The following is a 13,854-nucleotide window of genomic DNA, read 5'->3' on the forward strand; positions in this document are numbered from 1 at the left end:
CAGGTTGGTCAAATTTTGTGGTCGGAAGCCCTGGCAAGCACCCAGGCTTCGACCCGTTTTGCGCCCGCTTTTTGCAGTGCTTTGGCCAGCGCATCGAGGGTGGCGCCGGTGGTGGCGACGTCATCGACGATGGCGATGGAAAGCCCGTCACAGCGGCGCTTTACGCAAAAAGCATCACGTACATTGCGCAGCCGCTGGCGGCGGTCGAGCGCGGCCTGCGGCGCAGTGTTGCGTTTGCGCACGCACAAGTCGTGGACAAGGCGGCCGCCGATTGTAGCAGCGACTGCCCGTGCCAGGGCATCCGGCAGGTTGAAACCGCGTTCCGCCAGCCGCGCCGGCGCCAGCGGCACGGCGACTACCAGATCGATTTCCGGCCGTTCGGCCACCTTCTGCAACTGCTGCCGCAACAGGCTGGCGAGCGCGCCCTGCAGCGCCGGCTGGCGGCCGTACTTGCAGGCGCCGATCAGGCCGTCCAGCGGGTAGTCGTAGCCGTAGGCGGCGTGCAGGCGCGCAAACGCCGGCGGTCTGCGCAGGCAATGGCCGCAGGGCACCAGGTGGCTGGCTGCCGCCGCGGCGCACACCGGGCAGCGCGTCGCGGCGGGGCCTGCCAGCGCGGCGGCACAGGCCGGACAGACGCCGCCGGCACACGGACGTTGGCCGCATAGCTGGCAGTGTTGCTCAAAAATAAGGCAATTGTTAAGAGGGCTGCTAATCACGTTTGACAGCATGGTCGCCCCTCGCGCAAGATTCGCCCAGTTTTGACTCTCAGACAGTGACGATAGCCCACCATGACCCAGGCCACCATGCAATTCCAGCGTCCCGCCACCCCGCACCCCGAATCCGCGCTGTGGAGCCAGCAGGAGATCGAGGCGCTGTACGACTTGCCGTTCATGGAACTGGTGTTCCGTGCCGCCGAGGTCCATCGCCAGCACTTCGACCCTAGCCGCGTGCAGCTGTCGACGCTGGTGTCGATCAAGACCGGCGGCTGTCCGGAGGACTGCGGCTACTGCCCGCAGTCGGTACACCATGAAACGGCGGTGGAAAACCAGCCGATGATGACGGTGGACGAGGTGGTGGAGGCCGCGCGCCACGCCAAGGCCAACGGCGCCGGCCGCTTCTGCATGGGCGCCGCCTGGCGCGGCCCCAAGGATGCCGACCTGGGAAAGACGCTGGACATGGTGCAGCAGGTGAAGGCGCTGGGCCTGCAGACCTGTGCCACCTTCGGCCTGCTGAAGGACGGCCAGGCCGAGAAGCTGAAGGATGCCGGCCTCGACTTCTACAACCACAACCTAGACACCGCGCCGGACAAGTACGCCGACATCATCCAGACCCGCGAGTACGAAGACCGCCTCGCCACGCTGGGCAAGGTGCGCGGCGCTGGGTTGTCGGTGTGCTGCGGTGGCATCGTCGGCCTCAACGAGACCCGTGAGCAGCGTGCCGGGCTGATCCTGCAGCTGGCCAACCTCGACCCGCAGCCGGAATCGGTGCCGGTCAACAACCTGGTCAAGGTGACCGGTACGCCGCTGGACGGCGCCGAGTCGCTGGACTGGACCGAGTTCGTGCGCACCATCGCCGTGGCGCGCCTGACGCTGCCGAAGAGCTATATCCGCCTGTCGGCCGGCCGTCGCGAGATGCCGGAAGCGATGCAGGCGCTGTGCTTCCTCGCCGGCGCCAACTCCATCTTCTACGGCGACAAGCTGCTGACCACCGGCAACCCGGACGTCGACGCCGACCGCGCGCTGATGGAGAAGCTGGGCCTGCAGCCGCTGTAAGCGCCTGTTCCCGATCGGCTGTGCCTCTGCGAGACGGCCGTGGCATCATCGAAAAGCACCTTGCCGCTGGCGGGTGCTTTTTTTTCATGAATCAAACAAGGAAAGGTTGGCCGCATGCGTCCCGATCAACTCGCCGGTGCCCTGTCGCAATTGCAAGCCGAGCACCGCCTGCGCCAGCGCGCGGTACTGGACAGCCCGCAGGGCCCGCGCGTCAGCATTGGCGGCCGCGACTACCTGGCCTTCGCCAGCAACGACTACCTGGGTCTTGCCAATCACCCGGCGCTGAAGGAGGCGATGCGCGAGGCGATCGAGGAGTGGGGTGTCGGTGGCGGCGCCTCGGCGCTGGTGGCCGGCCACTTCGCCATCCAGGAGCGGGCGGAGCGGGCACTGGCCGAGTTTGTCGGCTGCGAGGCGGCGCTGCTGTTCGGTTCCGGCTATGCGGCCAACCTTGGCGTGGTCGGCAGCCTGGTCGGCCGCGGCGACGCCATCTTCGCCGACAAGCTCAACCACGCCTCGCTCAACGACGCCTGCCAGCTGTCGCGCGCCGAATTCAAGCGTTTTCGCCACAACGATCTGGCGCATCTGGCGCAGTTGTTGCAAAACACGTCAGCCGCTTCGCGACTGATCGTGGTGGACGCGGTGTACAGCATGGAGGGGGACGAAGCACCGTTGGCGGAACTGCTGCAGCTGGCGGAACGCTATGACGCATGGCTTTATATTGATGACGCGCATGGCTTTGGCATTCTTGGTGACGGCCGTGGTGCACTGGTCGAGCACGCGCTGCAGCACCCGCGCGTGGTGTACATGGCCACGCTGGGCAAGGCTGCCGGGGTGGCCGGCGCCTTTGTCGCCGGCAGCCGCCAGCTGGTGACCTGGCTGCTCAATCGCGCGCGCACCTATATTTTCACCACTGCGCATCCGCCGGCGCAGGCGGCGGCGGTGCTGGCCAGTTTGCAGCTGATCGAGCGGGAATCGTGGCGTCGCTCGTTATTGCAAGAGCATATATTGGCATTGCGTGCTGCACTGCGCGATACATCTTTCCGGTTATGCCCTTCCCGTATGCCAATTCAAGCGATTATTATTGGCGCCAACGAGGCTGCCGTGCAGATGGCAGGAGACTTACAGGATTCGGGGATCTGGGTTCCCGCCATCAGGCCTCCCACGGTGCCGGCCGGGACCGCGCGCTTGCGCGTGTCGCTGTCGGCGGCGCATTCCGGGCAGGATATTTCACAACTGGCACAGGCGCTGGTCAGGCTGTTGCGCTGACCCGGCCGCTGCCGTTGCCCTGCCAGGTTTGCCCTATAACAAAAAATCGCGGTGCCGCTGCGTGGCCGCGAAGTGGGCTCAACCAAAATCGTATGAATAGCACGGCTGATATTCTGTTTTCGCCCGAAGAAGCCGCCGAAGCCGCCCTGGATTTCCTGTTCTGCTGGCAGACGCCACGCGGAGCGAGTGTCTGGGGCCGGCTGGGTGCCACATGGCGTTGTCTGGCGCAGCGGGGGGATGTGTCCGCCCTGCCGGCGCCGGTCGCGGAGGCTCCGCTGCCGCCACTGGATGCTGCCGTCTGCTGCCAGGTACTGGGCAGCCACGAGCAGCCGCTCGGCTTCCTGTTCTGGCATGGCTGCCCCGCCAGCGAGCGCACCGCGCAGCTGGCGCTGCTGCTGACCGGCCACCTGACCAGTGCCTGCCTCAGCAATGACCTGAGCGCGGCACGCGTCACTCACCATACCCTGCTCGACATCAACCGCCTCGCCAACGAGTCGCAGACCGTCGGGCATTTCCTGCAGCGTTTGCACCGCGCGGTCAGCCGCCTGATGCCGGCCGACAACTTCTATATCGCGCTGCTGGACGAGGATGGCGATACGCTGCGCTTCCCCTATTTTTCCGACGCGATGGCGCCGCATCCGCCGCGGTCGGACGAGGCGTTCCCCCGCGATGGGTCGACGCGGTCGCTGACCGCCTGGCTGTGCCGCCAGCAAGCCTTCATGCTGTTGTCCGGAGCGGAGATCGAGCAGCTGTGCCGTCAGCACGACGTGGCGATGCCGGGGCCGATGCCGTCGTGGTGGATGGGCGTGCCGCTGCTGGACGTCGCCGGCAAGGTGATCGGCGCGGTGGTGGTGCAGAGCTACGATGCGCAGCCGCGCTTCGACGACGCGGCGCAGAATGCCTTCCTGTTCATCGCCCACCACATCGCCAGCGCGCTGGAGCGGCTGGCGCACCGTGCCGAGCTGGAGCAGAAGGTGTGGCTGCGTACCGCCGAGCTGGAAGGCATCAATATCCGCCTGCACGCCGAGGTGGCCGAGCGAAAGCGCACCGAGCAGCTGCAGAGCGTGCTGTTCCGCATCGGCGACATCTCCAATACCAGCCTGTCGATGGAGGCTTTCTTCGTCGGCCTGCACCGGTTGCTGTCCGAGTTCATCGACGCCAGTAACTGCGTGGTGTGCCTGCACGACAGCGAGCGCAACGAGCTGAGTTTTCCCTATTGTTCCGACCTGTACCTGACCGATCCGCTCTGGCCGCGCCCGGGGCGCGCACTGCTGGAGCAGGTGCTGCACAGCGGCCGGCCGCTGCTGCTGGCCGACGCCGGCAGCCAGGAGCCGCCTGCGGGCGACGACCCCGACCTGATGCAGCCGCGCAGCTGGCTGGGCGTGCCGCTGTACAGCGGCAACGAACTGCGCGGCGTGCTGGCGGTGCAGAGCTACGAGCCCGGTGTGAGCTACTCCTACCGCGATCAGGAGCTGCTGGAATTCGTCGCCAACCATATCGGCAGCGCACTGGCGCGGGTACAGGCGCTGGACGAGCTGCAGCGCGCCTATGCCGATCTGGAACAGCGCGTGCTGGAGCGCACCAACGAGCTGGACGCCGTCAACGCCCAGCTGCAGCACGACAGCCTGCACGATCCGCTGACCAAGCTGCCCAACCGCAGCTACTTCTCGCGCGTGCTGAAGCGCAACTGGGACCAGTTCCAGCTCGACCCGACGCAGCGTTTCGCGGTGGTGTTCATCGACCTCGACCGTTTCAAGCTGGTCAACGACACCCTCGGCCATCTCGCCGGCGACCACCTGCTCGCCGAAGCCGGCCAGCGCATCCGCAGCTGCCTCGCCTATACCGACTTCCTCGCCCGTCTGGGCGGCGACGAGTTCGCGGTGCTGCTTGGCAGCGTCGATTCGCTGGAAGAGTGCGAGCGGCTGGCGCACAAGCTGGTCGGCGAGTTCGAGCGCCCGATCATGCTGTCCGGCCGCGAACTGTTCATCACCGTCAGCATCGGCCTGGTGCTGGCTGACAAGGAACACTACTCGCGCGCCGAAGACCTGCTGCGCGACGCCGATCACGCGATGTACTGCACCAAGCAGCGCGGCCGTCACGGCTATACCCTGTTCAACCACGAGCTGCGCCGCAACCAGGCCGACCAGCTGGCGCTGGAGGCCGAGCTGCGCCACGCGCTGGAAAACCGCCACGAGCTGGTGCCCTACTACCAGGCGATCGTGGACAGCCACAGCGGCAAGCTGGCCGGCTTCGAGACGCTGGTGCGCTGGCACCACCCGCAACGCGGCCTGATCGCGCCGAGCGTGTTCCTGCCGATGGCGGAGGAGAGCGGGCTGATCCTGAAGCTGGACCGCTACATGATCGAGCACGCCTGCGCGCAGCTGGCGCAGTGGTACGGCAGCGGCCGTATCGACCACGCGGTGTGCCTGCACATCAACCTGTCCTCGGCACACTTCCACGATCCGGGACTGGTCGGCTGGCTGCAGGAGCTGATGCAGCAGCACGCGCTGCCGGTCGGCACCCTGCACCTGGAAATCACCGAAAGCGCGCTGATCGACGTGCCGGACGTGGCGATCGAGGTGATGCGGCAGCTGAAGGAGCGCGGCATCTGCCTCGCGCTGGACGATTTCGGCACCGGCTACTCGGCGCTGTCCTATCTGCACCGCTACCACTTCGACGTGCTCAAGATCGACCAGGCCTTCGTGCGCGACATCCACTGCCACGAGGAGTCCTCCGCCATCGTGCGCGCCATCCTGGCGCTGGCGGCGGCGCTGGGGCTGGAGGTGGTGGCGGAAGGTGTGGAAACCATGCTGCAGGTGCAGACCCTGCGCCAGCTCGGCTGCCCGCGGCTGCAGGGCTACTACTTTGCGCGGCCGGCGCCGGCGGCAGAGCTGGACTGGCCGCGGCTGGCCGGCATGCAGCAGGAACTGGGGCGCGCCGGCAACGGTTTGCTGCCCTCGCTGGCATGAGCGCAGCGGGCTTTCTTTCTCGGCGCGCTATTGCGAAAATCGGGTTTTGCCCCATTTGCACTAGTCGATGACCCTGTTTATAGAATCCCGCGGCCGTGGCCCGGACCTGGTGCTGCTGCACGGCTGGGGGCTGCACGGCGGCGTGTTCGAGCGCGTTGCGGCCAACCTTGAAGCCGACTTCTGCCTGCACCTGGTCGATCTGCCCGGTCACGGCGCCAGCGCCGCAGCCGCGCACTTTGATGCGGCGGCGATTGCCGACGCGCTCGCCGGCCACTTTCCGCTGCCGGTGCACCTGCTCGGCTGGTCGCTCGGCGGCCTGATCGCGCAGCACTGGGCGGCGCAGCATCCGCAGCAGGTACGCAGCCTGGCGCTGGTGGCCACCAGTCCGCGCTTCGTGCGCGACGAAGCGTGGCCGCACGCGCAGGCGCGCGCGGCAATCGAGGGCGTCGGCGCCAATCTCGACACCGCGTTCGAGCTGACGCTGGAGCGCTTCCTCGCGCTGCAGATGATGGGCGCGCCGGCGGCACGCGACACGCTGAAGGCGCTGAAGGCGCAGCTGTTTGCCCACGGCCGGCCGCAGGGCCTGCTGCCGGCGCTGCACTGCCTGCTGCACGCCGACGCGCGCGCACTGGCACCGGCCATCGCCTGCCCGGTTGGCCTGTTCTACGGCGCGCGCGACGCGATCACTCCGATCGGCGCCGGGCGCTGGCTGGCCGAGCAGCTTGCCGACGCCACTTTTTACGACTTTCCCCAGGCTTCGCACGCACCGTTTCTGTCGCATGAAACGGACTTTGTCGAAGCCCTGCGACTACACCTGGAACAGCACGCATGAGCGAAGCGTTTTACACCGACAAAGACCGCGTTCGCGCCTCGTTCGAGCGGGCGGCCACCAGTTACGATTCCGCCGCGGTACTGCAGCGCGAGGTGTCCGACCGCATGGCCGAGCGCCTAGACTACATCAAGCTGCAACCGGCGGTGATCCTCGACGCCGGCAGCGGCACCGGCTATGGCGCGGCGATGCTGCGCCAGCGTTATCCGCAGGCGCGGGTGCTGGAGCTGGACCTGGCGCACGGCATGCTGTGCGCGTCGCGCGAGAAGCAGCGCGACAGCCAGGGCATGCTCGGCCGCCTGTTCCGCCGGCAGGCACCGTGGCAGCTGTGCGCCGACGTCGAGCGCCTGCCGCTGGCCGACAACAGCGTCGACATGATCTGGTCCAATCTGGCGATCCAGTGGGTCAACGTGCCGGACAGCGTGTTCGCCGAATTCCAGCGCGTGCTGAAACCGGAGGGCATGGTGATGTTCTCGACGCTGGGCCCGGACACGCTGACCGAGCTGCGCGCCGCCTTCGGTGCGGTGGACGGCGCCACCCACGTCAACCAGTTTATCGACATGCACGACCTGGGTGATGCCTTGATGCACTGCGGCTTCTCCGAGCCGGTGATGGACATGGAAAAGATCGTGATGACCTACGACAGCGTGCGCGAGGTGATGCACGACCTGAAGGCAATCGGTGCCCACAATGCAACTGCCGGCCGCAATCGTGGTCTGATGGGCAAGCACACTTGGCAGCGGATCTGCGACGCCTACGAAACGCGGCGTCGTGACGGCCAGCTGCCGGCGACCTACGAAGTGCTGTACGGCCACGCCTGGAAGGCACAGCCGAAGAAAAAACCGACCATCCTGGCGGATGGTAGCCAGGTGATCGAGTTCACCCGTTCCCCACCCAAGCAGTGAGAGCCTTGCCCATGTGGTCTGTATCCAGAATTGCAGCCAGTGCTGCAATTTTTTTATTGGCGGCGTGCACCACGCCGACCCCGCCAGTGGTGGCACCGAAACCGGTACTGAAACCGAAAATCGCGCTGGCGCTGGGCGGCGGCGCGGCCAAGGGCTTCGCCCACGTCGGCGTGATCCGCGTGCTGGAGCAGAACGGCATCGTGCCCGACATCGTCACCGGCACCAGTGCCGGCAGCATCGTCGGCGCCATCTATGCCTCCGGCGTCGACGGCGAGGCGCTGCGCTACCGCGCGCTGCGCATCAACGAGAGCGACCTGCGCGACTTCACCTTCTCCACTTCCGGCTTCCTGAAGGGCGAGAAGCTGGCGGCGCTGGTCAACCAGCAGGTGGACGGCAAGAAGATCGAGCAGCTGTCGCGCCGCTTCGGCGCGGTGGTCACCGATCTGGACAGCGGCGCGCGGGTGGTGCTCAAGAGCGGCGACACCGGCACCGCGGTGCGTGCCTCGGCGGCGATCCCCAACGTGTTCCAGCCGGTGACCATCAACGGCCGCCGCTATGTCGACGGCGGGCTGACCAGCCCGGTGCCGGTGATCGCCGCCCGCGAGATGGGTGCCGACATCGTGATCGCGGTCGACATCTCGGCCAAGCCCACCGGCAAGAGCGCGCTCGGCTTCCTCAGCCTGCTCGACCAGAGCCTCAACATCATGAGCCAGGCGGCGCTGGCGCAGGAGCTGAAGCAGGCCAACGTCACGCTGCGGCCGCGGGTATTGCACATCGGTTCCGCCGATTTTGACGAGCGCGGCGCGGCGATGCTGGAAGGCGAGAAGGTGGCGCGCGAAGGACTGCCGGTGATCCGCCAGGCCATCGAGCGCTGGTCGGCGGCGCGCAGCGCGGCCAAGTGATGCCATAATGCGCCATCCGCACGCACCCCTAGGAGTTTCCGCATGATCATCCTGTACGGTTCCACGCTGTCGCCCTGGTACAACAAGGTCAAGGTGGCCTTGCTCGAAAAGGGCGTCAATTTCGAGGAACGGCTGCAGCGCCCGTCGCAGGATGAGGCGGTGCTGGCGGCCAGCCCGATGGGCAAGATTCCCTACGTCGACATCAACGGCTTCAAACTGGCCGAATCCGGCGCCATCGTGGAGTGGCTGGAGGATGCCTACCCGACGCTGTCGCTGCTGCCGCCGTCGACCAACGGCCGCGCGCGCGCGCGTGAACTGGCGCTGCTGATCGAGCAGTACCTGATTGCCCCCAGCGCGCCGCTGGTGCGTCATGTGCTGTTCGGCGCCCCGCTGACGGAGCAGGACAAGGCCGAGGTGGCGGCCAGCCTGGCGCGCGGTGCCGCGGCGCTGGCGCGGCGCATGATGGCGGAAGGCAGCTGGCTGTGTGGCGACGATTTCAGCGTTGCCGACATTGCGCTGGCGGTGGCGCTGCCGCATCTGGGCTACCTCGGCAGCACGCTGCTGGGCCACGATCCGCTGGCCAGCCTGCCGCTGCCGCCGCAGTACCGCGAGCGGCTGGCACAGCGCGCCAGCGTGGCGCGCATGTGGCACGACCGCGAACAGGCGCTGCGCAAGTTCCTGCCGCACTGAGCGACCGCGGTGTCCCCGGCAGCCATCCAGCCTCGCGGCGGATGGCTGTTTTGCCGTCTACGGCAGCCCTTCTTCGAACAGCGGCAGCTGCTGTGCCGTCGGGCTGTCCTCACGCAGGCGCACGCCGACGCCGAGCAGGCGCACCGGCTTGTTGCCGCGGGCGAAGCCGGTGTGCAGCAGCTGGCGGAAGACCGCTGCGGCCAACGTTTTCCCTGCCAGCTCGACCGTGGTCTGGCTGAAGTCGGCAAACTTGATCTTGACGTTGAGGCCGCGAAACGCCGGCGTGCCGATGCGCTGCAGCCGCTGCGCCAGCCGCGTCAGCAGCGGTTCCAACTCGGCCTCGCAGCTGGTGAGGTCGGGCAGGTCGCGGGGATAGGTCTCCTCCACGCTCACCGATTTGCGCTCGCGGGCAGGCTCTACCGCGCGGTGGTCGATGCCGCGCGACAGGTCGTACAGGGTTTTGCCGAACTTGCCGAAGCGCTGCAGCATGTCCAGCAGCGGCAGCCGCTGCAGGTCGCCGCAGCTGTGCAGGCCCTGAGCCTTCAGTCTGGCGGCTGTGACGGCGCCGACGCCCCAGATCTTTTCCACTGGCAGGGTTTCGACAAAGGCGGCGACATCCTGCGGCCGCACCAGCCATTGCCCGTCCGGCTTGTTCCAGTCACTGGCGATCTTGGCGAGAAACTTGTTGGGGGCGATGCCGGCGGAGGCGGTGATGCCGACCTCGTCGCGGATGGCGGCGCGGATCTCTTCTGCCATCAGGCTGGCGCTGCCGTGACAGTGCGGCTGGCCGCTGACGTCGAGATAGGCCTCGTCCAGCGACAGCGGCTCGATCAGCTCGCTGTATCGATGGTAGATGGCCTGCACCGCGAGGCTGGCCTGCTTGTAGCGGGTAAAGTCCGGCGGCACGATCAAGAGCGCCGGGCAGCGGCGCAGCGCCAGCGACGACGGCATCGCCGAATGCACGCCGTAGCGGCGCGCCTCGTAGTTGCAGGTGGCGATCACGCCGCGTTGCCCCGGCTGGCCGCCGACGGCGAGCGGAATGTCGCGCCACGCCGGGTTGTCGCGCATCTCCACCGCCGCGAAGAAGCAGTCGCAATCGATGTGGATGATCTTGCGCTGGATGCTCACCTTGCGGCCAACCTTGCGTCAGCCGCCGCGCTCGCTGTGGCCGAGACCCTTGTCCGGCGCGATGCGGTCGCGCAGCAGCTGCTTCAGCTGCTTGATGTCGGGAAAGCCGCCGTCGCGTGCGCGGTCCCACAGCAGTTCGCCGTCGATGCGGATCTGGAACACGCCGCCGCTGCCGGGTTGCAGCGCGACTTCGCCGAGTTCCTTTTCGAAGGTGGTCAGCAGTTCTTGCGCCATCCAGGCGGCACGCAACAGCCAGCGGCAGCCGGTGCAATAGCGGATGGCGACAACGGGCAACAGCGGGGAAGTGTCAGGGTTCATGAAGGTTGGCCGCAAGGAAAAAGGCCATGGTAATGCCGAATACGGGAGGGGGAAACCGGGGGAGGGCGCTGCACCGCTGCCTTGCTTCGCAAATCTCTGTGTTGTTGTGTCGTGGCTCTTTGAAGAGCTGTATTTTCTCCTCCATCACCCGGCTATCTGTGTAAACCTGGCGCTGTGCGTGGAGGCAGCGGTGCAAACGCAGAGCCAGTGTGCATCAAGCCGGTGCATTGGGGAAGCGCGCGGCACGATTGTCTGACAATGTTGCTTTGCACCATGTTACATCTTTGCAACGTTTGCTTACATTTATCGATAGTGCCGCCTGTAGTTACAGCGCCAGCGTCGGATTGTCGATCAGGAAACGCTCCATGTCGCCCGCCGGCAGCGGTCTGCTGATCAGGTAGCCCTGCGCGTAATCGCCGCCATGCTCGGCCAGGAAGCGCGCCTGGCGGATGTTCTCGATGCCCTCGCCGGTGACCGAGGCACCAAGGGTGTGTCCCATTGCCACGATCATGCGCACCAGATTGCTGCCGCCGGTGCTGTCCGGCACCTGGTCGAGGAACTGCTTGTCGATCTTCAGCTTCTCGGCGGGGAAGCGGCGCAGGTAGCTGAACGAGGCGTAGCCGGTACCGAAGTCGTCGATGGCGATGGCGATGCCCAGTGCGCGCAGCTTGTGCAGGTTGCTGTCTATGGTCGGCGTGTTGCGCAGCGCCAGGCCCTCGGTCACTTCCAGCTCCAGCGCGTCGCCGGGCAGATGGTGGGTGGCCAGCAGGCTGGCGACCACCGCGGCAAAGCGCGCGTCTTCCAGCTGTACCAGCGACACGTTGACCGAGATCACGAACTGGCTGAGGTAGCGCGCGCGCCACTGCACCGCCTGCCGGATGGCTTCGCCCAGCACCCACTCGCCGATGGGCTTGATCAGCCCGGTTTCTTCCGCCAGCGGGATGAAGTCGGTCGGCGGGACGCGGCCGAGGCTGGGGTGTTCCCAGCGCACCAGCGCCTCGGCGCCGGCGACGCGGCCGTTCTTCAGCGACACGTAGGGCTGGTAGTGCAGGCACAGCTCGCCGCGCGCCACCGCCTGGCGCAGGTCGTTCTGGATATGGTGACGGCGGCGCCAGTTGTCGTTCATTTCCGGGCGGAAGCGAACCCAGTTGCCGGCCGGGTCGTTGCGCGAGAGCTGCAGCGCGAGCTCGGCGTGCTCCAGCAGCGCGTCGGCATGGATGGTGTCGTGAGGGTAGATGCTGAGACCGGTGCTCAGGCGCAGGAAAAGCTGCTGCTCCTGCAGCAGCAGCGGCTGTCGCAGCTGGTCGCACAGCTCGTCGGTGCGGCGGCTGACACCGAGCTCGTCCTCGTCCAGCAGCAGCATGGCAAAGCGGTTGTCGGCGTGGCGCGCCACCATCTCGCCGTTGCGCGCCAGTTTTTCCAGCCGTTCGCCGAGCAGGCGTATCAGCTGGTCGCCGCTGTCGCGGCCGTACAGCTCGTTGATGTTGGCGAGGCCTTCCAGCGACAGCATCATGCAGCCGATCGGACGCTTGTCGCGCGCTTGGCTGTTTTCGCGCTGCTGGATCAGCTCGCCCAGCTGCATCTGCAGCCGCGAACGGTTGGGCAGGCCGGTGAAGCGGTCGTAGTAGAACTGGCGGTACAGCTCGCCCTCGGCCTGCAGGCGGGCGGAAGACTCCATCACCAGCGCGATGATGTCGGCGGCGGAGCAGATGAAGTTGACGTCCTCCTGACGCCAGACGCGGCGCGGGGAGCGGCTCTCGGCGCAGATGATGCCGTGTTGCAGGCCGCCGACCATGATGCTGGCGTCGAGCATGGCCTTGATGTCGCGCTCTGCCAGATAGGGGCGCAGTGTCAGCAGGCGCGCGTCCTGCAAGGGCTGCACGGTATTGAGGAAGCGCTGTTCGTGCAGCGCGCCGAAATAGTCGGGGTGCTGATCCAGCTGCAGCACGTCGCCGCTGAAGCGCAGGCTGTCGCCGGTATCGACGCCGGCGAGGCAGTGCAGGCTTTGCTGGTCGGCGCTGAACTGCCACACGCTGATGCGGCTGACGCCGAGGGTCTGCGCCAGCAGCGGCAGGATCTCGTCGATGTACTCCTGCAGCACCTGGGTTTCGCTTTGTCGTGCCGCCACCAGCTGCTGCAGCGCGCGTCCCTGCTGCTCCAGTCGCAGCGAGCGGCGCACGTTGGCCTGCTGTTGCTGGTAGCCGGCGCGCACGATCAGCCCGGACAGTAGCAGCAGGCAGGCCAGCAGCAGCAGGCTCTGCGGCAGCAGCCGTTGTAGCACCGCGTCGCCGGGGCGCTCGTTGTCCCATTCCAGCAGGGCCAGGGTCTGGCCCAGGCTGTTTTCCAGCGGCAAGGCCGCGCTGTGTTGCGGGGTGGCGGAGAAGTTCAGCGACAGCCGGCGCAGCGAGTTGCTGGCTGCCATCTCCTGCAGCAGGCGCTGGTCCAGCGCGCGCGCGAACAGCAGGTAGCGCGCCCGGCCGTCGGTCGAGCTGCCGGACTCCAGCGCGATGCGCTGGATCGCCACCAGATAGATGGTGGTCTGCGGCTGGCCGGTCAGGCTGTTGCCGTGCTGCTGGCGCAGCAGCAGGCTGGGGCCGGTACTGGCCTGTTGCGGGTCGTAGCGGTCGGCCTGGCGCAGCAGGTTTTGCCACTGCCGTGGTTCCAGCTGCAGCAGCCGTTGCGGCTGCGGGCTGATCATGCCGCGATCCAGCGCATACAGCACGCCGGCGGCGGGGTCGATCAGCAGGGCGATGTCGACGTCCTGGTTCTGGTACAGCGAGCCGGTCAGGTTGGTCGCAAGCCAGGTGCCGTCCATTTGCGGTGCCTGGCTCTGGCGGTACATCTCGTCCCACACCGCGTAGTCGTTGAGCGCCTTGCCCAGCGTCTTGCGCTGGCGCAGCAGCTCCTGTTCCAGGGACTTGCGGGTGAGGGCGGCAACTTCCTCGTCGACCTTGTCGGCGGCGTTATTGGCCAGCTGCCACAGCCCGGCCAGGCCAACCAGCAGGATCACGCCCAGCAGCAGGCCGGGGCGCAGGCGGAATGTCATCGGAAATGGACGCATGTCTCGGTGGTATC

11 protein-coding genes are annotated in these 13,854 nt (G+C 67.0%); 7 read left to right on the forward strand and 4 right to left on the reverse strand.

Annotated features, from left to right (window positions below; all coding sequences use genetic code 11):
- Positions 1 to 8: 8 nt before the first annotated feature.
- Entirely contained in the window at positions 9 to 728 is a 720-nt protein-coding gene (locus PQU96_RS03985) for a ComF family protein (protein WP_272770956.1), read from the reverse strand.
- A 75-nt stretch (positions 729 to 803) separates the two neighbouring features.
- On the opposite strand from PQU96_RS03985, the gene bioB reads away from it, so the two are divergent.
- The 7 genes from bioB to PQU96_RS04020 all read left to right on the forward strand — a co-directional run bounded on the left by bioB (position 804) and on the right by PQU96_RS04020 (position 9,333).
- The gene (bioB, locus tag PQU96_RS03990) at positions 804 to 1,772 is read left to right on the forward strand and encodes a biotin synthase BioB (RefSeq protein ID WP_373316269.1); all 969 of its coding nucleotides are present in this window, start codon (positions 804 to 806) and stop codon (positions 1,770 to 1,772) included.
- Between the two features lie 114 nt (positions 1,773 to 1,886).
- Positions 1,887 to 3,038: an 8-amino-7-oxononanoate synthase gene (gene bioF, locus PQU96_RS03995; protein WP_272770958.1), complete on the forward strand. Its 1,152-nt coding sequence runs from the start codon at positions 1,887 to 1,889 to the stop codon at positions 3,036 to 3,038.
- A gap of 92 nt (positions 3,039 to 3,130) precedes the next feature.
- Positions 3,131 to 6,007 carry a bifunctional diguanylate cyclase/phosphodiesterase gene (locus PQU96_RS04000; RefSeq protein ID WP_272770959.1) on the forward strand — a complete coding sequence of 959 codons (2,877 nt, stop codon included), beginning with the start codon at positions 3,131 to 3,133 and terminating at the stop codon, positions 6,005 to 6,007.
- A gap of 67 nt (positions 6,008 to 6,074) precedes the next feature.
- Positions 6,075 to 6,839 carry a pimeloyl-ACP methyl ester esterase BioH gene (gene bioH, locus PQU96_RS04005; RefSeq protein ID WP_272770960.1) on the forward strand — a complete coding sequence of 255 codons (765 nt, stop codon included), beginning with the start codon at positions 6,075 to 6,077 and terminating at the stop codon, positions 6,837 to 6,839.
- Positions 6,836 to 7,741, forward strand: a complete 906-nt coding sequence (bioC, locus tag PQU96_RS04010) for a malonyl-ACP O-methyltransferase BioC (RefSeq protein ID WP_272770961.1) — start codon at positions 6,836 to 6,838, stop codon at positions 7,739 to 7,741. Before bioH ends, bioC begins: the two co-directional genes overlap by 4 nt.
- Before the next feature lie 11 nt (positions 7,742 to 7,752).
- Complete coding sequence (locus PQU96_RS04015; protein ID WP_272770962.1) at positions 7,753 to 8,643, forward strand: patatin-like phospholipase family protein; 891 nt, start codon at positions 7,753 to 7,755, stop codon at positions 8,641 to 8,643.
- A 42-nt stretch (positions 8,644 to 8,685) separates the two neighbouring features.
- Positions 8,686 to 9,333: a glutathione S-transferase family protein gene (locus PQU96_RS04020; protein ID WP_272770963.1), complete on the forward strand. Its 648-nt coding sequence runs from the start codon at positions 8,686 to 8,688 to the stop codon at positions 9,331 to 9,333.
- Positions 9,334 to 9,390: 57 nt separating this feature from the next.
- Here PQU96_RS04020 and dinB read toward each other — a convergent pair whose 3' ends face one another.
- From dinB to PQU96_RS04035, 3 genes are all read right to left on the reverse strand, one after another.
- The gene (gene dinB / locus PQU96_RS04025; protein WP_272770964.1) at positions 9,391 to 10,461 is read right to left on the reverse strand and encodes a DNA polymerase IV; all 1,071 of its coding nucleotides are present in this window, start codon (positions 10,459 to 10,461) and stop codon (positions 9,391 to 9,393) included.
- An 18-nt stretch (positions 10,462 to 10,479) separates the two neighbouring features.
- Positions 10,480 to 10,779 (reverse strand): Rdx family protein, encoded by a 300-nt coding sequence (locus PQU96_RS04030; protein WP_272770965.1) that lies wholly within the window; start codon positions 10,777 to 10,779, stop codon positions 10,480 to 10,482.
- A 325-nt stretch (positions 10,780 to 11,104) separates the two neighbouring features.
- Positions 11,105 to 13,840: an EAL domain-containing protein gene (locus tag PQU96_RS04035; protein ID WP_272770966.1), complete on the reverse strand. Its 2,736-nt coding sequence runs from the start codon at positions 13,838 to 13,840 to the stop codon at positions 11,105 to 11,107.
- Positions 13,841 to 13,854 lie beyond the last annotated feature (14 nt).

Origin of the sequence: Vogesella margarita (genome assembly GCF_028548475.1) — a bacterium.
GTDB classification, from domain to species: Bacteria; Pseudomonadota; Gammaproteobacteria; order Burkholderiales; family Chromobacteriaceae; genus Vogesella; species Vogesella margarita.

What these genes read in the sequence shown, in the direction of transcription:
- bioB (WP_373316269.1), top strand. Translation starts at nt 804, where the DNA reads ATGCAATTCCAGCGTCCCGCCACCCCGCACCCCGAATCCGCGCTGTGG.
- bioF (WP_272770958.1), top strand. Translation starts at nt 1,887, where the DNA reads ATGCGTCCCGATCAACTCGCCGGTGCCCTGTCGCAATTGCAAGCCGAG.
- bioH (WP_272770960.1), top strand. Translation starts at nt 6,075, where the DNA reads ATGACCCTGTTTATAGAATCCCGCGGCCGTGGCCCGGACCTGGTGCTG.
- PQU96_RS04020 (WP_272770963.1), top strand. Translation starts at nt 8,686, where the DNA reads ATGATCATCCTGTACGGTTCCACGCTGTCGCCCTGGTACAACAAGGTC.
- PQU96_RS04000 (WP_272770959.1), top strand. Translation starts at nt 3,131, where the DNA reads ATGAATAGCACGGCTGATATTCTGTTTTCGCCCGAAGAAGCCGCCGAA.
- PQU96_RS04030 (WP_272770965.1), bottom strand. Translation starts at nt 10,779, where the DNA reads ATGAACCCTGACACTTCCCCGCTGTTGCCCGTTGTCGCCATCCGCTAT.
- PQU96_RS04035 (WP_272770966.1), bottom strand. Translation starts at nt 13,840, where the DNA reads ATGCGTCCATTTCCGATGACATTCCGCCTGCGCCCCGGCCTGCTGCTG.
- PQU96_RS03985 (WP_272770956.1), bottom strand. Translation starts at nt 728, where the DNA reads ATGCTGTCAAACGTGATTAGCAGCCCTCTTAACAATTGCCTTATTTTT.
- bioC (WP_272770961.1), top strand. Translation starts at nt 6,836, where the DNA reads ATGAGCGAAGCGTTTTACACCGACAAAGACCGCGTTCGCGCCTCGTTC.
- PQU96_RS04015 (WP_272770962.1), top strand. Translation starts at nt 7,753, where the DNA reads ATGTGGTCTGTATCCAGAATTGCAGCCAGTGCTGCAATTTTTTTATTG.